The sequence below is a fragment of the Pseudomonas sp. genome, from assembly GCF_037994325.1.
GTDB lineage: Bacteria > Pseudomonadota > Gammaproteobacteria > Pseudomonadales > Pseudomonadaceae > Aquipseudomonas.
This window is the reverse complement of sequence record NZ_JBBNAH010000458.1, coordinates 1-26,828: the sequence shown is the minus strand read 5'-3', so window position 1 is coordinate 26,828 and position 26,828 is coordinate 1. Positions and strand designations below refer to the sequence as shown.

The following is a 26,828-nucleotide window of genomic DNA, read 5'->3' as shown; positions in this document are numbered from 1 at the left end:
CGGTCAATTAAAGGCCGACGAGGTACAGGGATGATCCGCGTGCAGTATTTCGCCCGTTACCGCGAAGCCCTGGGTATCGACGCTGAGCAAATCAATAACGCCAGTGCCTTCACCACCCTCAATGCCTTGCGCCTGCACCTGCTGGGCCGTGGCGGTGTGTGGCAGGTATTGGCCGAGCAGAACCTGATGTGCGCCCGTAACCAGGAGCTGTGTAGCTTGGAAGAGCCGCTGGCCGATGGCGATGAAGTGGCCTTCTTTCCCACCGTAACCGGAGGCTGAGATGGCCATTCGCGTACAGACCGCTGCCTTCGACCCCGGCCTGGAACTTAACGCCATGCACGCCGCCAATGCCGGCGTTGGCGCAGTGGTGAGTTTTGTCGGCTATGTGCGCGACTTTAATGACGGCAAGGACGTGTCCGGCATGTTCCTCGAACACTTCCCCGGCATGACCGAAAAGGCCCTGGGCAAGATTACCGACGAAGCAGGGCAGCGCTGGCCGCTGCTCAACGTTGAAGTGATTCACCGCATCGGCCGCCTGGAACCGGGCGAACCGATTGTGTTTGTCGCCACCACCAGCGCCCACCGCCAGGCCGCCTTCGACGCCTGCGCCTTTATCATGGACTACCTGAAAACCCGCGCGCCGTTCTGGAAGCAGGAAGACACCCCCGATGGGCCAAGGTGGGTGGAAGGTAAGTGCAGTGATAAGGATGCGGCTGAGCGTTGGCGGTGACTTCTCACAACCCTCCACCCCGAACACCGTCATTCCCGCGTTCGCGGGGATGACGGATGTTGGGGTGCAAAAAAGCCCGTCACAGTGGACGGGCTTTTCATTTACGGCTATCAGTGCTTACGCGGCACGGGTGTCAGCAGTTCAGTCGGTGGCGTTTCGCAGTTGATCTTACGCCCTAACAATTCTTCAATCGCCGGCAACTGGTAGGAGTCATCTTCGCCAGCAAAACTGATCGACACGCCACTGGCCCCGGCACGCCCGGTGCGGCCAATTCGGTGTACGTAATCGTCTGGCATCTCCGGCAGGGTGAAGTTGATTACGTGGCTGATGCCGTCGATATGAATACCGCGGCCCGCTACGTCGGTGGCGACCATCACGCGAATTTTGCCTTCGCGGAAACCTTCCAGGGTTTTGATGCGTTTGTGCTGCGGCACATCGCCGGACATTTGCGCGGCGCTGACGCCATCACGAATCAGGCGTTCTTCGATGCGGCGCACTTCATCTTTGCGGTTGGCAAACACCATCACCCGTTCCCAGTTGTTCTGGGTAATCAGGTTGTACAGCAGCTTGTATTTGTCGCTGCCGGCCACGGCGTAGATATGTTGCTCCACGGTGTCGCTGGCGACGTTTTCCGGCTCGATTTCAACGATGGCCGGGGTGGTGGTCCACTGCTTGGCGAGGTTCATCACGTCTTCGGTAAAGGTCGCGGAGAACAGCAGGGTCTGGCGTTCGTTTTTCGGCGGGGTCTGGCGAATGATCTGCCGTACTTGCGGAATAAAGCCCATGTCCAGCATGCGGTCGGCTTCGTCGAGCACCATCACTTCGACCATATCCAAATGCACTTCGCCGCGTTGGGCGAAGTCCAGCAAACGGCCCGGCGTGGCCACCAGAATGTCGCAGTAACGCGACTCAAGCTGCTTGAGCTGCTTGTCGAAATCCATACCACCCACAAACGACATTACATTCAGGCCGCTGTACTTGGTCAGCAGCTGCGCGTCTTTGGCGATTTGCACCACGAGCTCACGGGTCGGCGCAATGATCAGCGCGCGCGGCTCGCCCATAAAACGCTCTTTCGGCGGAGGGGTTTGCTGCAGTTGGGTGATGATCGAAATCAGGAACGCGGCGGTTTTGCCGGTGCCGGTCTGGGCGCGGCCAATGGCGTCTTGGCCTTTAAGGGTGTAGCCAAGCACACCGGCCTGAATGGGCGTGCAGTAGGGGAAACCCAAGTCGTGGATGGCGTGCATCAACTCGTCAGAGAGTTTGAAGTCGTGAAAACGGGTTTTGCCGGCTTGCGGTTCAACCACAAAGTCTTCCAGCTTCCAGGTGCTTACCACCGGTGCCGGACGGGCGCGGCGCGGTTTTTCTTGGCGGGGGTTGCTGGTGCTGGCGGTTTCAACGGCTGTTTGCGGCGCTTCAACGCGCTCGCTCTGCGCAGCGCGCGGCTGCCGAGGCTGGCTGGGTTTAGCCTGGCGGGGGCTTTCTACGGCAGGGGTTGGCGCGGAAGAGGGGGCGGCAGGAACGGACGCCGGCAGCTCGCCTTCGCCTTTGCCAAACATTTTCTTGAGTGCTTTGAGCACGGGAATCTCTTCAATTGGTTAAGGAATGAACGCCCGCCAGTGTAAAGCAATAAGCGGGTGCGGCGAAATGTTGCAGGCAACTGCCTAAACATCTGCTACCGGCGGGCTTTCTGGCTTAGCCGATCAGGCCTCTGGCAGCGTTTCCAGCAACAGGCGCTGCACATTGCCGCCCATGATCGCGGCAATGTCGTCCTGGCTAAAGCCTGCCTTGAGCAAACCCTCGGTCAATTGCGCCAGGCCGGTACTGTCGAACGGTGCGTGGATGGTGCCGTTAAAGTCCGACCCCAGCGCTACATGGGCGACGCCCACTTTGTCGGCGGTGTAGCGAATAGCCTTGACGATGGCCGGCACCGACGTCTCGCATACGGCGGTTTCCCAGAAACCAATACCGATCACCCCGCCGGTCGCGGCGATTTTCTCGATATGCGCGTCGCTGAGATTACGGGTGCCAGGGCAGGTGCCTTCCACGCCCGTGTGGGAAACCAGCACCGGACGCTTGGCCATGGCCAGCACATCATCAATCAACGGCCGCGACGCGTGGGCCAGGTCGATCAGCATGCCTTTGTCTTGCAAGCGGGTAATCACCTGACGGCCCAGTGGCGTCAGCCCGCCTTTAACCAGGCCATGGGCCGAGCCGCCAACTTCGTTGTCAAAAAAATGGGTGAGGCCAGCGATACGGAAATCGGCGTCATACAGACGGTCCACGTTATCCAGCTTGCCCTCGATCACCTGCAAGCCTTCGGTCGCCATAATGCCGGCGACGCGGTTCGGGTCTTTTTTCCACGCCTCTATAAAGGTCGCCAGTCCGTCACGGCTTTTAATTACCACCAGCTTGCCGTTGCTGTCGGCAGCGGCCTGATGCAGTTTTTCGCTTTGATACAGCGCGCGTTGCAGCAGGCTTTTCCAGGTTGCGGTGGGCCAACGCTGGGCCATCACCAACAGGGTGATGTCGTCGCTGTCGCTGCCATTTTTTTCGTAATTGAGGTTGTGCGGGGTTTTGGTGACGGTGGAAAACACCTGCAGCGCCACATGGCCCTCGATCAGGCGCGGCAAATCGGAGTGGCCGTAACTCACGCGCTTGAGGATATCGCGCTGCCACAGCAGTTCATCGTTGTGCAGGTCGGCAATAAACAGGGTGTTGTGCAGGGTTTCGGCCTGTGCGCTGGCCGGGTAGGGCGCCGGGTTTTCCACACTGTTTAACTTACGGTCCAGATAGGTCGGCAGGGAGAAAAACACCCCAAGGCCAATGGCCAGTAGAACCAGTACCACAATCGTGAGTTTACGCATGGGTAGCATCCGAGCTTGTTGTTGTGGGGCGACTGTAGCAAATCGATGGTTAAATTGTGCCGGGCCTTGCCCTCGCCCAATCCTGCCTTGAAACAAAACGTTCCGCGCACGTGATAAGGAAGAAGACTTAAGCAGCGAAGCAAACAGCAAACGCCGGTGCGCACGTCACACCCTACAAAGCACTGCGCATAAGGCGTGAAACCAAACGACTTATTCCACCGAGCTCACCGAATCAATCTGCTCTTGCGAGTACGTCCCGCGGTAGTAACTGGCCAGCGTGCCATCACGCTTCATCTCGTCTAGAACGGTCTGCCAGCGCTGCACCGTGCTATCGGGGGTGGCCAGGGAAAAGGCGATATACAACTCGCGAATATCCAATTCCAGCACCCGTTTGATCGTGTCCGGCGGCAGACCAACCGTGGCGAGGAAGGAGTCTTTTTCGATATCGCTGGTCGCCCACATGGCCACACGGTTGCGCAGCAGCATGCTCAGGCATTGTTCGGGCAGGGTCGGCGAGGCGAGGTTGGCGAAGCCTTGCTGTTGGAGCATGTCGCTGCTGCTGTCGCCGTTGTAGGCGCAGATGCCGGCGGCGCTGCGGGCTTCTTCCAGTCGGCTTAGCGGTTGGGCGTTTTCTGCCAGGGCATATAAACCACGGGAGATGCGTTTGATCGGCCCCACCCATTTGAACAATTGCTCACGCTCGCGTGTGCGCGCGGTTTCGAACAGGGCGATGGGTTGGTCGGTGAGGGCATATTCGTAGCCGCGCTTCCAAGGGTGCAGTTCGATTTCCGCACGCTCACCAGCGCGACGCATCAGCTCGCGGACCATCTCGGCAGTGGGGCCGGTGACCCGCCCGGAGGGTTCCTGGTACTCACCCGGTGGCGAGTGCTCGGTAAGCACCCGCAGGCGGCCCCCGATGTTATGGGGTTCGGCGCAGCTGAGGGCGGGAAAGGCAAAAGCCAGGGCCAGGGCAAACCATGAACATGGGATACGACGGGCATAAACAGCCATGCGGTCGCGCTCCTCTGTCATGTGTCACCTGCCTTACCGCTGTCAGTCGAAGCGGCAGGCTATCAGAACTTTGGCGCTTCGGTAGGGGCATTTTTGTGCCCTGCTTTAGTGCGCCGTAGAGCGCTTGGCGGGCTATTGCCGTTGCTCGCGTACCAGCTCGATAAAGTGTTGCGCGCCAACACCCAGGGGCTTGTTGTTGGACCACACCAGGTCGACCCATAAGGTCAGCTGGGAAATATTGCTGAGCTGCAGTTCCACCAGGCTGCCGGCCTGCAACTGCGGACGCACCAGTGACTCCGGCAGATAACCCCAGCCCAGGCCCGCCTGCATCATGCGCAGTGCCGCGGTGTGGCTGTCGGTACGCCAATGGTGGTGGGCCTGGAGAAAGCGCGGCTGCGAAGGTTCCGGGTCGCGACCAGCGACCACAATTTGCCGGTGCTCGGCCAACTCGTCGATGCGCAACTGGCGGCCGCTGGCGATGGCCGGGTGGTGGGGCGCGATCACTGCCAGCAGGGTTTCTTGAATGGTTTCCTGGCAGCACTCGCGGCTGTCGAAGTTGGGGTTTTCAAACACCAGCGCCAGTTGCACCCGGCCCTCGTGCAGCAGGCGAATGGCGTCAGCTTCCGGGGCAGCCAGTACCTCAACATCCAAGGTCGGAAAACGCTCGGCGAGTTTGGCCAAGGGGGTAGCCCAATCGGCGGCCAGCAACTCCGGAGCGATGGCCAGGCACAGGCAGCTTTCCAGGCCGGTAGATAGCGCCAGGGCCTGGGCTTCCCACAATTCAAATTGCTGCAGCATAAAGCGCGCTTTGGCCTGCAACGCCAGGGCCGCTGCGGTGGGCTGCGGCTCGCGGCCATGCCGGTCGAACAGTTGCAGATTAAGGTCGGCCTCAAGGTTGCTGATGGTCATGCTGACCGCCGATGGCACCCGGCCAATGCTGCGCGCGGCGGCGGAAAACGAGCCCTTGTCGAGCACCGCGAGAAACACCTGCACCGCCTCTTTGCTAAGGCTCATCTATCAATATTCCTGAAAGGAGCTGACTAAAGGTTTCAGAGCATTAGAAATACAGTAGCTGCACATTGGCAAGTGTGAGTAGACGGCGATGCAAGGCAAAAAACGCAAAGTGGTGCAGGCAGTCAGTTACGAGGCAGTGGCGCTGGTGTTTATTACGCCGATGCTGGCCTGGGTGTTTGGCGGCGGGCTGGCGGTTTCTGGCGGGTTGGCGCTGACACTGTGTGTGACCGCCATGCTGTGGAATATGCTGTTTAACAGCCTGTTTGAGGCTTGGGAAAAACGTCAGCGTAAACCACAGCGCACAGTAGCCAGACGGGTGTTGCACGCTGTCAGTTTTGAATTGGGGTTGCTGCTGATGACCGTGCCGATGTTGGTCTGGGCATTAAGCATCGGCTGGTGGCAGGCGTTGGTCACCGACTTTTCCCTGATGCTGTTTTTTCTGCTGTATGCGTTTGTATTTCAGTGGGGGTTTGATCTGGTGTTTGGCGTGCCAAGTGCGACGTTGGGGAGCGACTTCTCACCCGATACCGTCATTCCCGCGAAGGCGGGAATCCAGAATCTCGCAGGGGACTAACGCTTGCGGTGATCGCTGCGCACCTGGGTTCTCGCTCGCGCGGGGGAGGAGGGTGCTTTGCATTTTTGGGACGCGGCAGGCTCAACCCGTACTAATTCCAGCGCGCTTTGCGCCACGCCCGCCGCGCATTTTTGTCGAGAAAGGTCCAGGCGACAAAGCGGCTTTGCTTCTGCCCTTGGGCCATATCCACCACGCGGATATCACCGGCGCCGAGCTGTTGTAGACGTTGTTGCAGCAGCGCCACGTTGCTGATTTTCGACACCAGGGTGCTAAAGCAAAACACCTGCTCGGCAAACGCTACGCTTTCGTCAGCCATCAGGCTGATAAAGGCCAACTCGCCGCCCTCATAGTGCAGTTCGTTGCTTTGCCCGCCGAAGTTCAGCTCTGGCAATTTGCGCGTGGGGTCGAGCTTGCCAAGGTTTTTCCATTTGCGCTGGCTGCCGGCGCGCGACTCTTGCAGCGAGCCGTGAAACGGCGGGTTGCACAGGGTGAAGTCGAAGCGTTCGTCGCTGCCAATAAGCCCCTGAAAAATATGCGCCGGGTCTGGCTGCTGGCGTAGTTCGATATGCCCGGCAATCTTCGGATTGGCGTTAACGATGGCGGCGGCAGAGGCCAGCGACACCGGGTCGATATCGGCACCGACAAATTGCCAGCCATAGTCATGCTGGCCAATCAGCGGGTAAATGCAGTTGGCGCCAACGCCAATATCCAGACCGCGCACGCCCTTGCCGCGCGGAGTTACGCCGTCATGGCTAGCGCCCAAAAGGTCGGCCAAGTAGTGCAAGTAATCGGCGCGGCCAGGCACCGGCGGGCACAGGTAGGCGGGCGGAATATCCCAGCCTTGAATGCCGTAGTACTGCTGGAGCAGGGCGCGGTTAAAGGCTTTTACCGCAGCCGGGTTGGCGAAGTCGATGCTTTCTTTGCCATAGGGATTGAGCACCACAAAGGCGGCCAACTCTGGGTTGGCTTTGATCATCGCGGGAAAGTCGTAGCGCCCTTGATGACGGTTGCGCGGGTGCAGTACGGCTTTCTTTTCCCCGGGCGCGGTGGGCTTTTTCGTCGACATCAGGGGTAACCCAGTACGGCTTTGATCTGTTTCAGGTGCGCGCCAATCCACTGTTTGTCGATGGCGCCCCAGCTGCGAATTTCGTAGTGGCCGGCGTTATTGCGCTCGCCTTCTTGCTGGGCGAATTGGCAGTCGATATCCAGATCGGCCAAGGCCAGCAGGGTGTCTTGGGCGGTACGCCGCGGCATGCCGGTGGCTTCCATCAAGGCCGGCACGCTGCTGGCTGTGCCGCTGTCGATTAGCCAAGCCACATAGAGGCGACGGTAGAAGCTGCTTTTGGTTTTGCTGACGTCCATGGGGCGCTCCGGCCTAATGAAGTTGCTTGCGGTCACGGGCGCGCAAGGCGCGGTGCCGGCTGGCAAAAAACACCTGAAGAAAACCGCGTACCAGCCAGGTGGCGAAGATCGGTTCAACCGTGAGCTGGTCGACCACCCGCGTGCCGCCATTGCCAAACGCTTCCAGGCTGCGTTGGTGGCGCCACAAGCGCGTGCCGGTCATCGGCGATTGCTCGATAAAGCCGACGCCAGGGGTGAGTTCCAGCAGGGTCAGTTTCGAGGTGCCCAGTGGCAGTAAGCCGAATAGCCACAGCCAACTGGTAAACAGTGGCTCGCCTGGCTGCACGTCAACGTCTGCCAGATTGCGCACGCTAAAGGGAATGCTCATCCACAGCCACGGGCGCATTTCCTTACGCAAGCAACGCACATCGGTAATCCAGCGCCAAACCTGGGCCGGGCTGGATTTCAGGGTGGATTCAAAGCGTAAGGAGATGGCCATCCGTGTTTCCAATAAGACTCGGCCCTGATAATCAGGGCCGAGTAAGCGGGACTTAGAGGCTGGCGATACGCGCGCGTTGTTCGTTGAACTTGGCCACGGCCTGTTCGGCTTCGGCCAGTTTGGCGCGCTCTTTGGCGATGACGTCGGCCGGGGCCTTGTCGACAAACGCCGCATTGCCCAGCTTGCCGCCGACACGCTGCACTTCCTGGCTCAGGCGTTGGATTTCTTTGTCCAAACGCGCCAGTTCAGCGTCCTTGTCGATCAGGCCAGCCATCGGCACCAGCACCTGCATATCGCCAACCAGTGCGGTGGCGGACATCGGTGCTTCGGCGCCGGCTTCCAGCACGGTGACGTTATCCAGCTTGGCCAACTTGTTCAGCAGCGGCGCGTTGTCGTGCAGGCGGCGCTGGTCTTCGGCGTTGGCGTTTTGCAGGAAGATGTCGATGCGTTTAGCCATGGAGATATTCATCTCGCCACGGATCTGGCGCAGGCCGAGCATCAACGCTTTCACCCACTCGATATCGCCTTCGGCTGCGGCATCAATGCGCGTTTCGTTGGCCACCGGCCAGGCTTGCAGCATGATCGTCTCGCCACGCTCTCCACCTTGAGGGCAGCCAGCGGCGGTTTTGATCCGCTGCCAGATTTCTTCCGTGATAAACGGCATAAACGGATGGGCCAAGCGCAGGATCACTTCCAACACGCGCACCAGGGTACGGCGGGTGCCGCGCTGACGCTCGATGGGTGCGTTCTCGTCCCACAGCACCGGCTTAACCAGTTCCAGGTACCAGGCGCAGTACTCGTCCCAGACGAATTCGTACAGGCTTTGCGCCGCCAGGTCGAAGCGGAAGTTATCCAGCTGGCGGGTCACTTCGGCTTCGGTGCGTTGCAGTTGGGAGATGATCCAGCGGTCGACGGACGACAGCTCAACGTCTTCACCGTTAACGCCAGTGTCCTGGTCGTCGGTGTTTTCGATCACGAAGTTGGCGGCGTTCCACAGCTTGTTGCAGAAGTTGCGGTAGCCCTCGACGCGGCCCATGTCGAACTTGATATCGCGGCCGGTGGAGGCCAGCGAGCAGAAGGTAAAGCGCAGGGCGTCGGTGCCGTAGCTGGCAATACCTTCGGGGAACTCGGCTTTGGTTTGCTTGGCGATTTTTTCCGCCATTTTCGGCTGCATCAACCCGCTGGTGCGTTTTTCCAGCAGGGTGTCCAGGTCGATGCCGTCGACGATATCCAGCGGGTCGAGCACGTTGCCCTTGGACTTGGACATTTTCTGCCCTTGGCCATCGCGCACCAGGCCATGCACGTACACGGTCTTGAACGGAATCTGCCCGGTCAGGTGGGTGGACAGCATGATCATCCGGGCGACCCAGAAGAAGATGATGTCGAAACCGGTCACCAGCACGTCGGTGGGGTGGAAGGTTTTTAGCGCTTCGGTTTGCTGCGGCCAGCCGAGGGTGGAGAAGGTCCACAGGCCCGAGCTGAACCAGGTGTCGAGTACGTCTTCGTCCTGGCGCAGGGCGATAGCGCCGAGGTTGTGCTTGGCGCGTACTTCCGCTTCGTCGCGGCCTACATAGACCTGGCCGGCTTCGTCGTACCAGGCCGGAATACGGTGGCCCCACCAGAGCTGACGGCTGATGCACCAGTCTTGGATATCGCGCATCCAGCTGAAGTACATGTTTTCGTACTGCTTGGGCACAAACTGGATTTCACCGCTTTCCACCACGGAGATGGCTTTTTCTGCCAACGGTTTAGTGGAGACGTACCACTGATCGGTCAGCCACGGCTCGATCACGGTGCCGGAGCGATCGCCCTTCGGCACTTTCAGCGCGTGGTCGTCGACCTTTTCCAGCAGGCCTTGGGCGTCGAGGTCAGCCACCATTTGCTTACGCGCAACAAAGCGGTCCATGCCAGCGTATTGCTGCGGCAGGTCGGCGTTGAATTCGGCGTTGACGCTACCGTCGATATTGAACACCTGGGCGCGGCCGAGGATGGCGGCGTTTTTGTCCAGCACGTTGATCAGCGGCAGGCTGTGGCGTTTGCCCACTTCGTAGTCGTTAAAGTCGTGCGCCGGGGTGATTTTTACGCAGCCGGTGCCGAATTCTGGGTCGCAGTATTCGTCGGCAACGATAGGAATAAGCCGGCCAACCAGCGGCAGCTCAACGAATTTGCCGATCAGCGCTTGGTAGCGTTCATCGCTCGGGTGCACCGCTACGGCGCTATCGCCGAGCAGGGTTTCCGGGCGGGTGGTGGCGACCACCAGATAAGTCTGGCCATCAGCGGTTGTAGCGCCATCGGCCAGCGGGTAGCGCAGGTTCCACAGGAACCCTTTTTCGTCGTGGTTTTCCACTTCGAGGTCGGAAATGGCCGTGTGCAGTTTGGTATCCCAGTTCACCAGACGCTTGCCGCGGTAGATCAGGCCATCTTCATGCAAGCGCACAAAGGCTTCCTGTACGGCTTCGGACAGGTCGGGATCCATGGTGAATTTCTCGCGGCTCCAGTCCACCGAGGAACCGAGGCGGCGGATCTGCCGGCTGATATTGCCGCCAGACTGGTCTTTCCATTCCCAGACTTTTTCCAGGAATTTCTCGCGGCCGAGGTCGTGACGGCTCAGGCCTTGGGCGCCGATCTGGCGCTCCACCAGCATTTGCGTGGCGATACCAGCGTGGTCGGTGCCCGGCTGCCACAGGGTGTTGCGGCCCTGCATGCGGCGGAAACGGATCAGCGCGTCCATGATCGCGTTGTTAAAGCCGTGGCCCATATGCAGGCTGCCGGTGACGTTCGGCGGCGGAATCATGATGGTGTAGGAGTCGCCGCTACCTTGCGGGGCGAAATAATTCTTCGACTCCCAGGTTTCGTACCAGGAAGTTTCAATGGCGTGGGGCTGGTACGTCTTGTCCATGCGGATTCGGACCCTGTTCGGCGGCTAATCGGAAAGCCGGCAAGTATAACGGGGTTGGTCGTGGGCGGGTAAGGCGCGTGTTAGGGAGGCGTTGCCGATCCGGAGCAGGCGGGAATCCAGAATCTTGAGGCGAGCCTCGAATCCTGACGCGGCGAGGTACCTGGGTCCCGAATCGTCGGGCCGCCGCCGGCGCGGGGCGACGGAGTTTGTATGGGTATTTCCGTCATTCCCGCGTAGGCGGGAATCCAGAATCTTGAGGCAAGCCCGGAATTCTGACGCGGCGAGGTACCAGGGGAGGACGGCGAGACGGGCGTTAAGGTTTACGCTGCGGCAGAAGGCGCGTTAGCCGCGCTTCCAAGCGGCGTTTCAGCTCGGCTTCGATCTGCGGCACAAAGTCGTCGATTACGTCTTGCAGAATCAGTTGGGCGGCGGCACGCAGTTCGCCGTCCAGGCGCAGCAGGTCGCTGGTGGTGTTGCTGCTTTCAACGCTGCGCTGCACGGTTTGTGCAATCGCTTGCGGCTGCGGGCGTGGCGTGACCGGTTGCGGCGCGTGGGGCTGGGCGATGGCTGCCGATGCGTGGCTAGCGGTGGGCGCTGTTGCGGCTGGAGTAACAGCGGCAGGCGCCGGATTAGGCCGTGCCACTGCCGGTGGCGGTGTATGCGCAGGCGCAGTTGGAATGCTGGGGCGCGCTTGCACGGGCGGCGGCGTAGCCGGGCTGGCCGGGGCTGGTGCAGGAGCGCTGCGGCCTGGCGTGACAATCTCGGAGAGCAGCGGAATCTGCCCCAGTTCCACCGAGTCGGTGAGCAGCGGCAAGTCCAGCAACTGCGGGTCAGCGGCGCTTTTCGAGTCGTTATTGCTCAAAAACTCGCGGATCGACTCCAGGTCGTCGAGCAAGTGGTTGGGCTTTTGCGGCGGTTTTGGTGTGTCCATGGCGTGGCTACAGTTCAACTCGCTTGGGGTCATAACCTTGCTGGCGATAGGTGCGGAAGTTTTCCCGCGAGCTCGCCAGTTGTTCGGGTTGTTGGTTGACGATTTCAATCACCCGGCTAAAACGCTGTACGTGGGGCGATAGGCTGCTGTTGAGGTTGATCAGCAAACCTTGGCTGGCCGCAGGTTCGTCGTCCAGGCCAATCACCACCGGCGCATCCGCTGCATCGCGATGCAGGTTGTGGGGTACGAAGGTTTCGGCCTTGAAACGCCACAAAAGTTCGTCCACTTCAGCGCATTGGGCCTCGTCGCTGGCGCGCATAAACACCGGCATGCCGTGGCGCCAGGCCTTCATCGCCAATTGGCAGGCCGCGCGCAGGCGGTCGGCTGGGGCGGTGGAGGAGAGTACGTAGAATTCGATGCGGGGCATGGTGGGCTTGTTCGATAGAGGTCGGGCGCGTGTTCAGCCTAGCCGAACACGCGCCGTCAGGTGGTACGTATCAGACCTTGGCGCGGTCCAGCAGGTATTGGCTCAATAAGGGCACAGGGCGGCCAGTGGCGCCTTTGTCTTTACCGCCGCTGATCCAGGCCGTGCCGGCGATATCCAGGTGTGCCCAGTTGAGGTTTTTGGTAAAGCGCGACAAGAAACAGGCCGCCGTGATGGTGCCGGCTTTCGGCCCGCCGATATTGGCGATGTCAGCGAATGGGCTGTCGAGCTGCTCCTGGTATTCGTCGAACAACGGCAGCTGCCAGGCGCGGTCATCGGCTACCTGGCCGGCGCTAAGCAGTTGTTGCAGCAGTTCGTCGTTGTTACCCAAAAGGCCCGAGGTGTGGCTGCCCAGCGCGACGATGCAGGCGCCGGTCAGGGTGGCCAAGTCGATGACCGCCTGCGGCTTGAAGCGCTCGGTGTAGGTCAGCGCATCGCACAGCACCAAGCGGCCTTCGGCGTCGGTGTTGAGGATTTCCACGGTCTGCCCACTCATGGTGGTAACGATATCGCCAGGGCGAGTAGCGCTGCCGCTGGGCATGTTCTCGGCGCAGGCCATCACGCCGACCAGGTTGATCGGCAGCTGCATCTCCAGCACCGCTTTAAAGGTGCCAAATACGCTAGCAGCACCGCCCATGTCGTACTTCATTTCGTCCATGCCAGCGGCCGGCTTGATGCTGATGCCGCCCGTGTCAAAGGTGATGCCTTTGCCCACCAGGGCGTACGGCTTCTCGCCCTTTTTGCCACCGTTGTATTGCAACACGATCAGGCGCGGTGGTTGCACGCTGCCCTGAGCCACGGCCAGGAACGAGCCCATGCCCAGCTCTTTGATTTTCTTCTCGTCGAACACTTCGACTTTCAACGCCTTGTAGGCTTTGCCCAAGGCTTTGGCTTGCTCACCCAGGTAGGTGGGGTGGCAAATATTCGGCGGCTGGTTGCCCAGGTCGCGGGTAAAGGCCATGCCGGCAGCGATGGCCTGGGCGTGTTTGCTGGCGCGTTCAACGTCGGCGAGGGTGGCCTTTTCCGTTAGCAGGGTGATTTTGCTAAGGGCGCGGGCTTCGCTTTTTTTCGACTTATACAGCTCGAAGCTGTAGTCGTTGTCGGCCAGGGTTTCCACCAGCAGGCGGGCTTTGCTGTAAGCGTCGCGACCTTTTACTTGCAAGTCGTCGAGGGCCAGCACGGCGTCTTTGCCGCCCAGGCCTTTTAAAACACCTTGTACGGCGGTGATCAATTTGCGCAGTTGGCGGTCAGAGAGTTCGCTCTCTTTACCGCTGCCGACCAGCAGTACGCGTTCGGCTTTGAGATTAGGCAGGCTCTGCAGCAACAGGGTTTGGCCAACTTTGCCGGCCAGGTCGCCGCGTTTCAGTACGGCGCTGATGGCGCCATTGCTGGCAACGTCGAGCACTTGCGCAGCAGCGCCCAGTGCGCGGCCTTCGCCAACGGCGACTACCAGGGTGGCGGTTTTCAGTGCTTCTGGACGTGCGTTCTTAACAACAAATTCCATGGCGAGGAGTCCCCAAGACAACCGGTAGGTATTACAGGATAATGCCGCGTTTATTTGGTGTGAAAACCGCGCGGCAAGGAAAAGCCTTTGCAAATCGGGCTCGGACTGCGCAGCAGGCTCTAGTAAACTCCGCGTCCTTGCTGTTGTTCGGCAGGCGCGACCCGTGTTGGTTTCGTATCCACACCTGCAAATTTTCGGTCGCTAGCCTTTACTGGGCTAGCAACAGGTCGGCTAGTTTGAGCTTAGCCGCCTGAGCCTGACAACCCTGGAGTGTCTGGTTTGATTGTCTTCCGTTATCTGTCTCGCGAAGTGATGTTGACCCTGAGTGCGGTGAGTGGCGTGCTGTTGGTCATCATCATGAGCGGTCGCTTCATTAAGTATCTGGCCCAGGCCGCATCGGGCGCGCTCGATCCGGGTGTGCTGTTTCTGATTATGGGCTTTCGCCTGCCGGGTTTTCTTGAGCTGATTCTGCCGCTGGGCCTGTTCCTCGGCATTCTGCTGGCCTACGGTCGTCTGTACCTGGACAGCGAAATGACCGTGCTGGCCGCCACCGGCATGAGCCAGCAGCGCCTGCTGGCTTACACCCTGGCGCCGGCGACGCTGGTCGCGCTGATCGTTGCCTGGCTGAGCCTGGGCCTGGCGCCGCAAGGTGTGGCGCAAGTGGCGAAAATTCTCAACGAGCAAGACGCCCTGACCGAGTTCGACACCCTGGTGCCCGGCCGCTTCCAGGCCATGCGCAGCGGTACGCGGGTGACCTATACCCAGGAAATGTCAGATGACCGTAGCCAGTTGGGCGGCATCTTTATTTCCGAGAAACGCCTGTCCAGAGAGGGCGATAAAGAACGCGGCATTACCGTTCTGGTGGCCGATAAAGGCCGCCAGGAAATCCAGCCCGATGGCAGCCGCTACCTGATTCTGGAAAACGGCTACCGCTACGACGGTAACCCCGGCGCCGCTAATTACCGCGCCATCAAGTACGACACCTACGGCGTATTGCTGGTTAAACCGGAAGTCAGCAGCGATATCAGCGAACGTGAAGCCTTGCCGACCCGCGAGCTGATTGGCAGCGACGAGCCGCGTAAGCAGGCTGAGCTGCAATGGCGAATTTCGATTCCGTTGCTGGTGTTTGTCGTCACGCTGTTGGCGGTACCGCTGTCGCGGGTTAATCCACGTCAGGGCCGTTTCCTCAAATTGCTGCCAGCCATTCTGCTTTATATGGCTTATCTGTCCCTGCTGATTGCCGCTCGCGGCGCGTTGGACAAAGGCAAGATCCCCATGAGCGTTGGCTTATGGTGGGTACACGGTTTGTTTTTGCTGATCGGTCTGACGCTGCAGTTCTGGGAGCCGTTGCGCCTGAAGTTGATGGGGCGCCGTTTGGCGCGGGAGTTGGCGCATGGTTAAGTTGGATCGTTACATCGGCACCAGCGTGTTCTTCGCGATTATGTCGGTGCTGGGCATTATTGTTGGCCTGGCGCTGTTGTTCGCCTTTATCGACGAACTGGGCGATGTGCAGGGCAGCTACGGCCTGGACGATGCCGCCTGGTACATCTTCCTCACCACGCCGCGACGGGTTTACGAAATGCTGCCGATGGCGGCGTTGATCGGTTGCTTGATTGGCCTGGGCAGTCTGGCCAGCAGCAGCGAGCTGACCATTATGCGAGCCGCTGGCGTGTCGGTTGGCCGTATCGTGTGGGCGGTAATGAAACCGATGCTGGTGCTGATGCTGGCCGGTGTGCTGATTGGCGAGTACTTGGCGCCGTGGAGCGAGAATATCGGCCAAGCCAGCCGTTCCATGGCCCAGGGCGGCGGTGAAGCGCAAAGCTCCAAGCGCGGTGTGTGGCACCGTCAGGGCAATGAGTTTGTGCATATCAACGCTGTGCAACCCAATGGCGTGCTGTATGGCGTAACCCGCTACACCTTTGATGAGCAGCGTCACTTGCAAGCCTCCAGTTTTGCCAAGAAAGCCCAATACCAGGGCGATCACTGGCAGTTGGAGGAGGTTGCTACCACCTTGTTTCACGAGCGCAATACCGAAGTGGTGCAAACCCCAAGCGAGCGCTGGGACGTGCAACTGACCCCACAATTGCTCGGCACTGTGGTGCTGGAGCCGGAAGCCTTGTCGGTAACCGGGCTGTGGCGTTACATCCATTACCTGGCGGACCAAGGCCTGGCCAACGGTAAGTACTGGCTGGCGTTCTGGACCAAGGTGCTGCAACCGTTGGTGACCGCCGCGCTGGTGCTGATGGCGATCTCCTTTATCTTTGGTCCGCTGCGCTCGGTAACCCTAGGCCAGCGCGTATTTACCGGTGTGCTGGTGGGCTTCGTGTTCCGTATTGCTCAGGACTTGCTCGGCCCATCGAGCCTGGTGTTTGGCTTCCCGCCGTTGTTGGCGGTGCTGATCCCTAGCTTGATTTGCGCGGTTGCCGGCTTCTGGATGTTGCGCCGCGCCGGGTAATACCCAGGCGCTAAAGCCCTTTTAACCGGCGAGTTCTAGCGCCGATGTTCAGGTCTCTGATCTGGCATTGTGGGAGGGCTTGCCGGTTTTGCTTTCTGCCGCGCAAACGCTGCAGTGGGTCTGTCCCTTATTGACGGTAGCCTCAGCCCATTGAGGCTGTAAGGGCTTAAACAGCGGCCCTGCAAACTGCGCAGGCCTTGCCCCTTACCAGCCCCTTAGTCACCTCCAGCTCTTGCGCTGACGCCGTGAAGGCGCTGTTCAGGCCGTACCTGCCAGCCACCCACCCGTCACCCATAAAAAATGCCCCATACCTTTCGATACGGGGCATTTTTTTAAACCCGGTCAGATCACTCTGCCAGCGCCACTTCCGGAACCTCCGGCGGCTTGGGCAGCGACGACAGCAAGGCCATGATCAGCGCGGCCAGGTAGGGCAACGACTGTACCAGCAGCATGGCTACCCAGAACTTCACGTCGTTGCTGGGGAAGCCCTGGACGATGCCAATCCCTACGGCAGCGCCCCACAGCAGCAGCATGATAAACACCTCTTCACGCGCTTCGGCCATGGCCACCATAAAGCCGTGGCTGGAGCGCATTTTCGGCGTGCGGAAGAACGGGATGCTGGTGGTGAAGAAGCCGTACAGCACCGCTTTGGCGATGGTGTGTGACAACGCCAAGCCCGCCAGCGCGGCGCAGAAAGCGTCCTTCAAGTTCACGCCTACGGCGCGTTGGTAGAGGAACACGATCTTGCCGAACTTAAAGAAGAACAGCGCCAATGGCGGAATTGCGAATATCAGCAGCGGCGGGTCGACCCGTTGCGGCACGATGATCATCGCCGCCGACCAGAGCAGGGCGCCGGCGGTGAAGAAGATATTCAGACCGTCTGCCACCCACGGCAGCCAACCGGCCACGAAGTGGTAGCGCTGACCGCGTTTGAGTTCGGTGTCTTTGCCGCGGAACAGGCTGGCGGCGTGGCCTTTCATAATCTGAATGGCGCCGTAGGCCCAACGGAAACGCTGCTTTTTGTAGTCGATAAAGGTGTCCGGCATCAGGCCTTTACCAAAGCTGTCGTAGGCGTAGGCGGCGGAGTAGCCTTTTTCGAATACGCGCAGACCCAGCTCGGCGTCTTCGCAGATGGTCCAGTCGGCCCACTTCAGCTCGTCCATGACGGTACGGCGAATCATGGTCATGGTGCCGTGCTGAATGATCGCGTCGCGGTCGTTACGGGTGACCATGCCGATATGGAAGAAGCCTTTGTATTCGGCGTAGCAGAGCTTTTTAAAGGCGCTGCCGTCTTGGTCGCGGTAGTCCTGCGGCGATTGCACCACGGCGATTTTCGGGTCGGCGAAGTGCGGCACCATGTGCTTGAGCCAGTTCGGGTCAACGCAGTAGTCCGAGTCGATCACCGCCACCACTTCAGCATCCGGCGCGGTGTACGGCAGGATGTAGTTCAGTGCGCCACCTTTAAAACCATGCAGCGGCGCCACATGGAAGAAGCGGAAGCGCGGGCCCAGCACGTTTTCGCAGTAGGCCTGCACCGGTTCCCATACGGCTGGGTCTTTGGTGTTGTTGTCGATGATCAGGACTTCGAAGTCCGGGTAATCGAGCTTGGCCAACGCGTCGAGGGTTTGTTTAACCATCTCCGGCGGCTCGTTGTAGCAGGGCACGTGAATCGACACTTTCGGCCGGTAGGTGCTGTCGCCACTGACCGGAATAAACGGCCGGCGACGTTTGTGCACCCACACTGCCTCGGCCAATTCATGGGCCTCGGTGAGCAGCACGATAAACACGCCAATGGCGCCGACGCCGAGCAACAGCCCCACCGTCAGGCTGAACCAGGTGCTGTATTGCTGGCTGTAGTCGTAGCCGATCCACACCAACACCGAACCGCCGGCAAAGGCAACAAAGGTCAGGAAGGTGCGGCCGCGTTGGCGCAGGGCGCTGCCGTCAATCAGCAGCAAGGCCAGGGCAAGCATGGCCAGCACGACTGAACCGATGGCCAACACGCGCCACTGCGGAATGGCCACTACCGGGCCTTCAAAGGCGAACTTCTGCTGCCGTGCGGCGTTGAACACGCCCCAATAGGCGCCTACCGAACCTTCGTCACTGGCCTTCCACGGTTGGTCGAAGGCTTCAATCACAAAGTAGTTAAAGCCTTTGGCGTTCAGGGTGTTAACCAAGGTGCGCAGGTAAATGGCCTGGTCGGCTTGGGTTGCATCGGCACCGCCACGCATACGGCCGTTGCTCGGCCAGCCCACTTCGGAAAGCAGCAGCGGTTTTTTCGGGAAGATGCGTTTCAGGTCGCGAGCGCGGTCGAGCACGAACTGGGTGGAATCCTCCATGGGGATAAATTCCCAATACGGCAGGATGTGCGCCGCCACCAGGTCGGTGTGCTTAGCCAGCTGCGGGTATTTTTCCCAGATGTGCCACTGCTCGGAGGTGGTCACCGGTACTTTCACTTGGGAACGTACGCGGTCGAGGAACACCATCAGTTGTTTGGGCGTTACTTCGCGGCGGAACAACGCTTCGTTACCCACCACCACGCGCACAACGCTACGGGAGGAGTTGGCGATCTCGATGCCCTTGGCGATTTCGCGCTCGTTGCGCTCCTCGTCCGGGCTGATCCAGATGCCCAAGGTCACGCGCAGGCCGAATTCTTCAGCAATCTTGGGGATATCGCCCAAGGTGCCGTCGACCGAATAGGTGCGCACGTTGTCGGTGTGTTTACTCAGAAGCTCGAGGTCTTCGCGCATCTGTTCGTCGGTCGGGTATTGATCCTTCTGCGGGTTCTGATCGAGACGGAACGGCGAGAAGGAGAAACCGGAGATTTGCTCGGGCCAGTCCGGGGCTGTGACCGGACGGTTGTACAGCGCCCAAATGCCGGTGAAAAGCGCGGCAATTGCCACGAATACCACCAGGTTGAGTCCAAATTTACGCGATGACATAGACGTTTCAGGTTCCAAAGGGTGGAACGGAGAGATGCCGGCGAGCGCCGGTCGGCGCGCATCCTACTCCGGCGCCAAATGGCTGTATAGCTCCGGCCAATCGCCCGGTTTTATTGCCCGCCAACCTTGGTCAGCGCCGCCTGTTAATAGTTCGGCTCTGAGCCAGTTGCGCTGGCGTTTTACTGGCACCGTCGGGCCATCGGTGCCGGTGGCAGTTAAGCATAGGCAGGCATGCCTGCGCACGCTCTGCGCCCCATTCAATACGCCAGCAAACAGACCTCTGGCGGCAGACAACACTTGGGCCTGGCGCTCGCGCTTCCTATAATGCGCGCCGATTGGCCGGACGCTCCCTTTATAGAGGGTGCCGTAGAGAGGTGCAGTGATGAGTACAGATGATCAACGCTTTGGCGGTATTGCCCGCTTGTACGGCCGCGATGGCTTGGCGCGCCTGGCCGCTGCCCATGTGGCGGTGGTCGGCATTGGTGGCGTCGGTTCGTGGACGGCCGAGGCGCTGGCGCGTAGCGGTGTGGGCGAAATCTCGCTGTTTGACCTGGACGATGTCTGCGTCACCAACACCAACCGGCAAATCCATGCCCTGCAAGGTTCCATCGGCCAGCCCAAGGTCGAGGTGATGGCCGAGCGCATTCGCGCCATCAATCCGGCCTGTGTGGTGCATGCGGTCAGCGACTTTGTCACCCGCGAGACCATGGCCGAGTACATCACCGTGCACCTGGACTGCGTGATCGACTGCATCGACAGCGTTAACGCCAAGGCTGCGCTGATTGCCTGGTGCAAGCGCCGCAAGATTCAAATCATAACCACCGGCGGTGCGGGCGGGCAGATTGACCCATTGCTGATCCAGGTCGGCGACCTGAATAAAACCACCAACGACCCACTGGCCTCCAGCGTGCGTTCGGCGCTGCGCCGCGATTACGGTTTTTCCCGCACCCAAGGCCGCCACTACAGCGTGCCGTGCGTGTACTCCCGCGAACAACTGCGCTACCCGAAACCCGACGGCAGTATTTGCCTGGAAAAGAAATTCGTCGGCGACGGCGTCAAGCTCGACTGCGCCGGCGGTTTTGGCGCGGTGATGATGGTCACCGCCACCTTTGGCATGGTCGCCGCTGCCAAGGCGGTGGATAAGTTGCTTGCCGGTATGCGGCGGCCGTCCGAGCGCGCGGCGGTTTGACCGAGGTGTAGCGCCACTGCGTCAGGCGCAGGCGGCGCTGCGACACCTGTCGTATTGCTGCAACACTCCAACGGTCACCAGGGTGCCTGAACGCTTCGCTACAAGCCCCGCCAGCCGGGCATTCCAGCTCTTTTAACGGCCCATGGCACAGCCGTTGCTCCAGTCCTTATCGTCAGCAGCGCAGCGCTGCGGCTCCTAATAAGAACTGGAGATTCCCCGATGAATCAGATTGGCCTGCAGCAGTGCCATTACCCCGCACTGGCAAAAACCCTATTCGCTTCACTGCTGCTTAGCGCAGCCATTTCCGGCCACGCCCTGGCGGCCACTGCCGATAAGCCAGCGGCTGTGGACGGCGCCCGTATCAGCGCGGCCGACAGCGAGCCCGGCAACTGGATGACGACCGGCCGCACCTACGACGAGCAACGCTTCAGCCCGCTGAAAAAAATCAACGACGGCAACGTCGACAAGCTCGGCCTGACCTGGAGCTACAAGCTGGATATCGACCGTGGCGTGGAAGCCACGCCGATTGTGGTCGACGGCGTGATGTACACCACCGGGCCGTTCTCCATGGTCTACGCCCTGGACGCCCGCGACGGCAAACTGCTGTGGAAATACGACCCGCAATCGGACCGCTCGCGCGCCGGTGAAGCCTGCTGCGACGCGGTCAACCGTGGCGTGGCCGTGTGGAATGGCAAGGTCTACGTCGGCGTGCTCGACGGCCGCCTGGAAGCCATCGACGCCAAGACCGGGCAAAAGGTCTGGAGTGTGGATACCCGCACCGACCCTAGCCGCAGTATCACCATCACCGGCGCGCCACGTATCGTTAAAGGCAAAGTCATCATCGGTAACGGCGGCGCCGAGTTTGGCGTGCGCGGCTATATCACCGCCTACGACGCCGAGACCGGCAAACAAGATTGGCGCTTCTTTACCGTGCCCGGTGACCCGAAAGAAATGCCCAAAGGCAAAGGCATGGAAATCGCCGCCAAAACCTGGTTTGGCGACAACTACCACAAGCAAGGCGGTGGCGGCACCGTGTGGGACTCCATGTCCTACGACCCCGAGCTGAACCTGCTGTACATCGGTGTGGGTAACGGCTCGTCGTGGAACCCGCGTATTCGCAGTGAAGGCAAAGGCGACAACCTGTTCCTGTCGTCCATCGTCGCCATCAACCCCGACAACGGCGAATACGTCTGGCACTACCAAACCACCCCGGGCGATGCCTGGGACTACACCGCCACCCAGCACATCATGCTGGTGGATCTGCAACTCAACGGGAAAAAACGCAAGGTGCTGATGCAGGCGCCGAAGAACGGTTTTTTCTACGTGATTGACCGCGCCACCGGCGAGTTGCTGTCGGCGAAAAACTTTATCCCGATCAACTGGGCCACCGGCATCGACATGAAAACCGGCCGGCCGATCCGTAACGAAAAAGTCTCGGACTACTGGAAAGACCCGGAGAAAAAAGCCCGCCTGATTCAGCCGGCTTTCTGGGGCGCGCACGACTGGCAGCCTATGTCGTACAACCCGCAAACCGGTCTGGTGTATATCCCGGCGCACATTATGTCGGCCATGTACCAAGACGTTGACGGCGCGCCGCCACGCTCGAAGTTCAAGAGCATTTACCAGCTCGACGTCAACACCGGGATGATGCCGGAAGACCCGGATGGCCTGCGCAAGATCGCCGATACCTGGACCGGCAAACTGATCGCCTGGGACCCGATCAAGCAGGAAGTGCGTTGGGAGCAGCCGTACCCCACCATCTTTAACGGCGGCACCCTCAGCACCGCCGGCAACCTGGTATTTGAAGGCACCGCCAACGGCCGCGTGGTGGCCTACGCCGCCGACACCGGGAAAAAGCTCTGGGAGTCGCCCGCCAATACCGGTGTGATGGCCGCACCTATTGCCTATGAAGTGGACGGCGAGCAGTACGTAACCTTTATGGCTGGCTGGGGCGGGGCGTTCTCCACCTTTGCCGGCGCCTTGTCGCTGCGTGCGGGCGTCAAGCCCAACGCGCAAGTGCTGACCTACAAGCTGGGCGGCACCGCGAAGTTGCCAGAGCTCAAAGATCGCTTTGCCGATCGCAAGCCTGAGCCGCCGAAATTGACCGGCACCACCGCGCAAATCGACCAAGGCCGCGAGCTGTTCAACGGCAGCTGCTCGCAATGCCACGGCATCAACGCCATCAGCGGCGGCGTGGTGCCAGACCTGCGCACCCTGAGCAAAGAAAACCACGAACGCTTCCTCGGCATCATTTACGGCGGGCGCATTCCAGACGGCATGCCGTCGTTCCAAGGCCACCTGGATCTGCAACAAGCCGAAGCCGTGCACCAGTACCTGATCAAACGCGCCTATGACCTGCAAGAGCAACTGGCCGGCGCCAAGAAAACCGCCAGCAACTGACCTCTGGCCGCCCGCTGCGGCGGGCGTTTAAGCGTGTAAAAGGAGAGACCCGAATGAGCACTATCGTCACCTACGAGAACTACATCGATAACACCTTTATCGGCAGCGAAGAGCTGATCGAAGTCTACAACCCGGCCAACGCCGACCTGCTGGCGCGCGTGCCGCAAGCCACCAACGTCCAGGTTGAACGGGCCATCGCCGCCGCCCGCAAAGCGCAAAAAGGCTGGGCCGCCAAACCGGCTATCGAACGCGCCGGCTACTTGCGCAAAATCGCCAACAAAGTGCGCGACAACGCCGAGCGCCTGGCGGGCATTATCACCAGGGAGCAAGGCAAGGTGCCGGCGCTGGCCATGGTCGAAGTCAACTTCACCGCCGACTACCTCGACTATATGGCCGAGTGGGCGCGGCGCCTGGAAGGCGAAGTGCTGACCAGCGACCGCGCCGGCGAGCACATCTTTTTGCAGCGCAAACCCTTGGGCGTAGTGGCCGGCATTCTGCCGTGGAACTTTCCGTTCTTTTTGATCGCCCGCAAGATGGCCCCGGCGCTGATTACCGGCAACACCATCGTGATCAAACCAAGCGAAGAGACGCCCATCAACTGCTTTGAATTTGCGCGCTTGGTCGCCGAAACCGACCTGCCCACTGGCGTGTTCAACGTCGTCAGCGGCACCGGCGCTGGCGCCGGCCATGCACTCACCAGCCATGCTGGCATCGACCTGATCAGCTTTACCGGCAGCGTGCTCACCGGTTCGCGGATCATGGCCGCAGCGGCGCCCAATATCACCAAACTCAACCTGGAACTGGGCGGCAAAGCGCCGGCCATTGTTCTCGCCGATGCCGACCTGGAACTGGCGGTTAACGCCATTACTGCCTCGCGGGTGATCAATACCGGGCAAGTGTGCAACTGCGCCGAGCGGGTATACGTGGAGCGCAAAGTGGCCGACCAATTTATCGAAAAACTGGCCAAGGCCATGGCCGCGACCAAATACGGCGATCCATCGGTAGATGCCAACTTGGACATGGGGCCATTGGTTAACCAGATCGGTCTCGACAAAGTCGCGCAAATGGTCAAAACCGCCAGCGGCCAGGGCGCTGAAATTATCACCGGCGGGGCGGTAGCGGACCTGGGCAAAGGCTTCCACTACCAACCCACCGTACTTGCCGGTTGCAGCGCAGATATGGAAATCATGCGTAAAGAAATCTTCGGCCCGGTACTGCCCGTGCAGATTGTCGACGACCTGGACGAAGCAATCGCCCTGGCCAACGACAGCGAATACGGCCTGACTTCCTCGCTCTACACCCGCAACCTGAGCGCCGCAATGAAAGCCAGCCGCGAAATCGACTTCGGCGAAACCTACATCAACCGCGAAAACTTCGAAGCCATGCAAGGCTTCCACGCCGGCACCCGTAAATCCGGCATTGGTGGCGCGGATGGCAAGCACGGGCTGTACGAATTTACCCATACCCACGTGGTGTATATTCAGGAATAAACCCCTGGCAGTGATTAGGTAAGCAGTGCTTTTTAGCGGGTTCCATTTACACGGTATGGGCCCGCTTTTTTTTCTTCGAGATTTAATAGCTGGATCAAATGCCCCCCGCCTGCACGCCAACCCCTGGAGCAATGACGGAAGTAGTGCGGCTATCCCTTTTCTATTCCCCTCGCCCGCTAGCGGGAGAGGGACTAGGGGCGGCGGCCAGGGTGAGGGCCGACCTTTACGCCAGCTAAAGGCATTCGTCGGAAACCGCCAGCAAGCAGCCCCCGCTTCGGTAAACTCCGCCGCCGTAGCGCCCCGACCCGGGCCGGCGCACCGTTAAACAGGGCCTTTGCAGTGGCCCTGAAGCAGAGGTTGTAGATGTCGTTGCAGGCGTTGTTTTCCCTGGCATTGTCCCACCCCGCTCAAACCATAAACGCCCTGGCCATGTTCTTCGCCGTCGCCGGCAGCTGGCTGTTGATCGCCACCCATATTCGCCAACGCCGCGCCATCGCCGGCCTGGTTGCTGATAGTGACGTAGCCGACAGCGCCGACCTCTCTGACCTTGACGCCGCGACTCAACAGCTCAACCGCTTCTTTACCCGCTTTGGTTATGCCTGCTTGGGCATCGCTTTGGGTGTTTCTTGGTTTAGCACGCGGTTTTGAAACAAATGCAACGCGCATAAAAAAGGCGGCTCCCAATCTTGGGGCCGCCTTTTCTGTTTCTGCTAAGCGTTACAACGGCAAACCTGCCTTGATCCGATACTGATTGCGCACCGGGTTGGCGTACTGCACCACCAGGTATGGGCGCTGCTCCGGCGGGCAATTGTCCAAACGCTTGTGCCACTCCTGCTGCGCCGCCGCCAATTCATCCGCCGCAAACAGCTCAGTTACATCCGGCACCGGCAACGTTGGATCGCGCTCAGCCCACTGCATATACGCCAGGTAATGCACCGGGAACAGGCGGTAACCGCTAAGAATCTGCCGATCCATCTCCACCGCCAGCTGTTTGCTGTCCTCAAACCCGCTCACCACCGGCGGGGCAAAGTTCAGGTGCACACGGCCTTTATAACCCGTGATGCCCAGGCCGATGCTCTTGTCATCCTCGCCTGCGGCCTTTTCATAACTGCCCGTGGTGGCGCGGATATACAACTCACGCGCCTTGGCCTGATCGCACGGGTCGTACTCATAACTGATCGACACCGGCACCAGATTCAACCCGCCAATCACCTCGGCAAAGGTTTCATCCTTACGGCTCATATGAAACATCTTCAAAATCGCCGAATCGGTGCGGTCATCACCATCCTTCGCCCGGCCTTCGGCCTGAGCGATCCAGATCGACTCCTGATCGTTGCGAATTGAATGGTTGATATACGCCGACAACAACTGAAATGCCGCCAACTTTTCGCGCCGGCCGGTGAGCGAGCGGTGCACGATAAAGCTCTTATTCAAGCGCATCAGGTCACTAACAAACGGCTTTTGCAGCAGGTTGTCGCCAATGGCAATGCGCGGCGTTGGCAGCCCCGCGTGGTACACCGCGTAATTAACAAACGCCGGGTCCATCACGATATCGCGGTGGTTTGCCAAAAACAGATAAGCCTTACCCGCCTGCAAATGCTCCAGGCCGCTATAGGTCACGCCATCGGTGGCCTGCTCAATACTGCGGTCGACATACACCTCGACCTTGTCCTGCAACGCCGCCACCGAATTGATCGAGGCAAACTGCGAACGCAGGCGATGGGCCACAACGGGTTTCAGCAGCCAGGAAAAATGCTTGGCCAGGCGAGGAAAACGGAAGTGCGTGATGATCTGCAAAAACGCTGGGTCCGCCATAAGGCGCTCCAACACAGCAGGGACTTCGGCGTCAGCGTACGGTCGGATGGCATCGAATTCGCCCATCATGCTCTCTTGTTCTGGTAACGGTTGCGGGTGGAATGTTGCGGTCAGCAATAGACCGGCGAGTATACAGACAAGTCACACAGAGGCCGTGGGCTTGTAATAGTTGTTAGGTGTGAATTTCGCTGAGGTTGAATAGCTGCGTCTAGAAGGGAATTTGTTGATAAAGGCGCCGGCCGCGACTGAAACGATTGGGTGGCAGCCATATGCGAGTTGGCGAACCGAGATTCTCAGAACTCGGCATATCCAACGATATCCCGCATATAGCCGCCATGTCCGAACGGAGGTTTTGACCTAAACGCCTGAATGCAAGAAGAGCCTTTTTATATCGCCGAGTTTTAGCGCTATCGGGCTGCCTGACCCAAGCAGTGTGCAGACAGCCCTCTCTCAATCACTTACCGCCGACGTTGCAACACTTAGCTCCCAGCAGACGTGTCGGTCATCACGCTGAGCTGCCAGTTAATTTTGCCGGAGGGGTGTTGGGCGTGGTTTTGCGTGGGGAAGCCGTCGCCTTTATTGCAGGTGACTTCGCGATGGCAGCTGGTGCAGTAGTAAATACCAGAGGCCGGCACCGTATCGCTGGGGCCGTATTGGGTTTCCCATTCTTTGCTGAGTTTGCCAGT

The 26,828-nt window shown here is 59.9% G+C and carries 23 protein-coding genes; 9 read left to right on the top strand and 14 right to left on the bottom strand.

Annotation, left to right across the window (positions count from 1 at the left end; translation table 11 throughout):
* Nucleotides 1–30 precede the first annotated feature (30 nt).
* Both AAAB16_RS15445 and moaE read left to right on the top strand, forming a co-directional pair.
* Nucleotides 31–279 carry a MoaD/ThiS family protein gene (locus tag AAAB16_RS15445; protein ID WP_340664118.1) on the top strand — a complete coding sequence of 83 codons (249 nt, stop codon included), beginning with the start codon at nucleotides 31–33 and terminating at the stop codon, nucleotides 277–279.
* A gap of 1 nt (nucleotide 280) precedes the next feature.
* The gene (gene moaE / locus AAAB16_RS15440; protein ID WP_340664116.1) at nucleotides 281–730 is read left to right on the top strand and encodes a molybdopterin synthase catalytic subunit MoaE; all 450 of its coding nucleotides are present in this window, start codon (nucleotides 281–283) and stop codon (nucleotides 728–730) included.
* Between the two features lie 110 nt (nucleotides 731–840).
* On the opposite strand, the gene rhlB is transcribed toward moaE, so the two are convergent.
* The 4 genes from rhlB to AAAB16_RS15420 form a co-directional block, all read right to left on the bottom strand.
* Nucleotides 841–2,307 (bottom strand): ATP-dependent RNA helicase RhlB, encoded by a 1,467-nt coding sequence (rhlB, locus tag AAAB16_RS15435; RefSeq protein ID WP_340664115.1) that lies wholly within the window; start codon nucleotides 2,305–2,307, stop codon nucleotides 841–843.
* Between the two features lie 123 nt (nucleotides 2,308–2,430).
* Entirely contained in the window at nucleotides 2,431–3,594 is a 1,164-nt protein-coding gene (locus AAAB16_RS15430; protein WP_340664114.1) for a dipeptidase, read from the bottom strand.
* A gap of 210 nt (nucleotides 3,595–3,804) precedes the next feature.
* Nucleotides 3,805–4,605 (bottom strand): ABC transporter substrate-binding protein, encoded by an 801-nt coding sequence (locus AAAB16_RS15425; protein WP_340664113.1) that lies wholly within the window; start codon nucleotides 4,603–4,605, stop codon nucleotides 3,805–3,807.
* 132 nt (nucleotides 4,606–4,737) lie between these two features.
* Nucleotides 4,738–5,619: a LysR family transcriptional regulator gene (locus AAAB16_RS15420; protein ID WP_340664112.1), complete on the bottom strand. Its 882-nt coding sequence runs from the start codon at nucleotides 5,617–5,619 to the stop codon at nucleotides 4,738–4,740.
* An 88-nt stretch (nucleotides 5,620–5,707) separates the two neighbouring features.
* Here AAAB16_RS15420 and AAAB16_RS15415 point away from each other — a divergent pair, with 88 nt between their 5' ends.
* A complete protein-coding gene (locus tag AAAB16_RS15415) occupies nucleotides 5,708–6,193 on the top strand; it encodes a PACE efflux transporter (RefSeq protein WP_340664111.1) in 486 nt (161 codons plus the stop codon).
* Nucleotides 6,194–6,284: 91 nt separating this feature from the next.
* Here the strand turns inward: AAAB16_RS15415 and rlmF are convergent, their stop codons facing one another.
* The 7 genes from rlmF to AAAB16_RS15380 form a co-directional block, all read right to left on the bottom strand.
* Nucleotides 6,285–7,262 (bottom strand): 23S rRNA (adenine(1618)-N(6))-methyltransferase RlmF, encoded by a 978-nt coding sequence (gene rlmF, locus AAAB16_RS15410; RefSeq protein ID WP_340664117.1) that lies wholly within the window; start codon nucleotides 7,260–7,262, stop codon nucleotides 6,285–6,287.
* Nucleotides 7,259–7,555 (bottom strand): winged helix-turn-helix domain-containing protein, encoded by a 297-nt coding sequence (locus AAAB16_RS15405; protein WP_340664110.1) that lies wholly within the window; start codon nucleotides 7,553–7,555, stop codon nucleotides 7,259–7,261. Before AAAB16_RS15405 ends, rlmF begins: the two co-directional genes overlap by 4 nt.
* A 13-nt stretch (nucleotides 7,556–7,568) precedes the next feature.
* On the bottom strand, nucleotides 7,569–8,033 hold the full coding sequence (locus AAAB16_RS15400; protein ID WP_340664109.1) for a hypothetical protein: 465 nt from the start codon (nucleotides 8,031–8,033) through the stop codon (nucleotides 7,569–7,571).
* Between the two features lie 52 nt (nucleotides 8,034–8,085).
* Complete coding sequence (locus AAAB16_RS15395; protein ID WP_340664108.1) at nucleotides 8,086–10,932, bottom strand: valine--tRNA ligase; 2,847 nt, start codon at nucleotides 10,930–10,932, stop codon at nucleotides 8,086–8,088.
* A gap of 313 nt (nucleotides 10,933–11,245) precedes the next feature.
* Nucleotides 11,246–11,863 carry a DNA polymerase III subunit chi gene (locus AAAB16_RS15390; protein ID WP_340664107.1) on the bottom strand — a complete coding sequence of 206 codons (618 nt, stop codon included), beginning with the start codon at nucleotides 11,861–11,863 and terminating at the stop codon, nucleotides 11,246–11,248.
* Between the two features lie 7 nt (nucleotides 11,864–11,870).
* Nucleotides 11,871–12,290 (bottom strand): DNA polymerase III subunit chi, encoded by a 420-nt coding sequence (locus AAAB16_RS15385; RefSeq protein ID WP_110616165.1) that lies wholly within the window; start codon nucleotides 12,288–12,290, stop codon nucleotides 11,871–11,873.
* Between the two features lie 70 nt (nucleotides 12,291–12,360).
* A complete protein-coding gene (locus AAAB16_RS15380; RefSeq protein ID WP_340664106.1) occupies nucleotides 12,361–13,851 on the bottom strand; it encodes a leucyl aminopeptidase in 1,491 nt (496 codons plus the stop codon).
* 279 nt (nucleotides 13,852–14,130) lie between these two features.
* Here AAAB16_RS15380 and lptF point away from each other — a divergent pair, with 279 nt between their 5' ends.
* Both lptF and lptG read left to right on the top strand, forming a co-directional pair.
* Complete coding sequence (gene lptF / locus AAAB16_RS15375) at nucleotides 14,131–15,252, top strand: LPS export ABC transporter permease LptF (protein WP_340664105.1); 1,122 nt, start codon at nucleotides 14,131–14,133, stop codon at nucleotides 15,250–15,252.
* A complete protein-coding gene (gene lptG / locus AAAB16_RS15370; RefSeq protein ID WP_110616168.1) occupies nucleotides 15,245–16,306 on the top strand; it encodes an LPS export ABC transporter permease LptG in 1,062 nt (353 codons plus the stop codon). The genes lptF and lptG overlap by 8 nt, the downstream gene beginning before the upstream one ends.
* Before the next feature lie 347 nt (nucleotides 16,307–16,653).
* Here lptG and AAAB16_RS15365 read toward each other — a convergent pair whose 3' ends face one another.
* Nucleotides 16,654–19,248, bottom strand: a complete 2,595-nt coding sequence (locus AAAB16_RS15365; protein ID WP_340664104.1) for a glycosyltransferase — start codon at nucleotides 19,246–19,248, stop codon at nucleotides 16,654–16,656.
* Nucleotides 19,249–19,630: 382 nt separating this feature from the next.
* Here AAAB16_RS15365 and tcdA point away from each other — a divergent pair, with 382 nt between their 5' ends.
* The 4 genes from tcdA to AAAB16_RS15345 all read left to right on the top strand — a co-directional run bounded on the left by tcdA (nucleotide 19,631) and on the right by AAAB16_RS15345 (nucleotide 24,975).
* Nucleotides 19,631–20,437 carry a tRNA cyclic N6-threonylcarbamoyladenosine(37) synthase TcdA gene (gene tcdA, locus AAAB16_RS15360; RefSeq protein WP_110616170.1) on the top strand — a complete coding sequence of 269 codons (807 nt, stop codon included), beginning with the start codon at nucleotides 19,631–19,633 and terminating at the stop codon, nucleotides 20,435–20,437.
* Nucleotides 20,438–20,656: 219 nt separating this feature from the next.
* A complete protein-coding gene (locus AAAB16_RS15355; protein WP_340664103.1) occupies nucleotides 20,657–22,837 on the top strand; it encodes a PQQ-dependent dehydrogenase, methanol/ethanol family in 2,181 nt (726 codons plus the stop codon).
* A gap of 53 nt (nucleotides 22,838–22,890) precedes the next feature.
* Entirely contained in the window at nucleotides 22,891–24,327 is a 1,437-nt protein-coding gene (gene aldA, locus AAAB16_RS15350) for an aldehyde dehydrogenase (RefSeq protein ID WP_340664102.1), read from the top strand.
* A 363-nt stretch (nucleotides 24,328–24,690) separates the two neighbouring features.
* Nucleotides 24,691–24,975 carry a hypothetical protein gene (locus tag AAAB16_RS15345; protein WP_340664101.1) on the top strand — a complete coding sequence of 95 codons (285 nt, stop codon included), beginning with the start codon at nucleotides 24,691–24,693 and terminating at the stop codon, nucleotides 24,973–24,975.
* A 69-nt stretch (nucleotides 24,976–25,044) separates the two neighbouring features.
* On the opposite strand, the gene AAAB16_RS15340 is transcribed toward AAAB16_RS15345, so the two are convergent.
* Both AAAB16_RS15340 and AAAB16_RS15335 read right to left on the bottom strand, forming a co-directional pair.
* Nucleotides 25,045–26,208, bottom strand: coding sequence for a 1-acyl-sn-glycerol-3-phosphate acyltransferase (locus tag AAAB16_RS15340; RefSeq protein WP_340664100.1), 1,164 nt, complete (start codon nucleotides 26,206–26,208; stop codon nucleotides 25,045–25,047).
* Nucleotides 26,209–26,621: 413 nt separating this feature from the next.
* The coding region (locus AAAB16_RS15335; RefSeq protein ID WP_340664099.1) for a hypothetical protein at nucleotides 26,622–26,828 on the bottom strand (207 nt) is incomplete at its 5' end.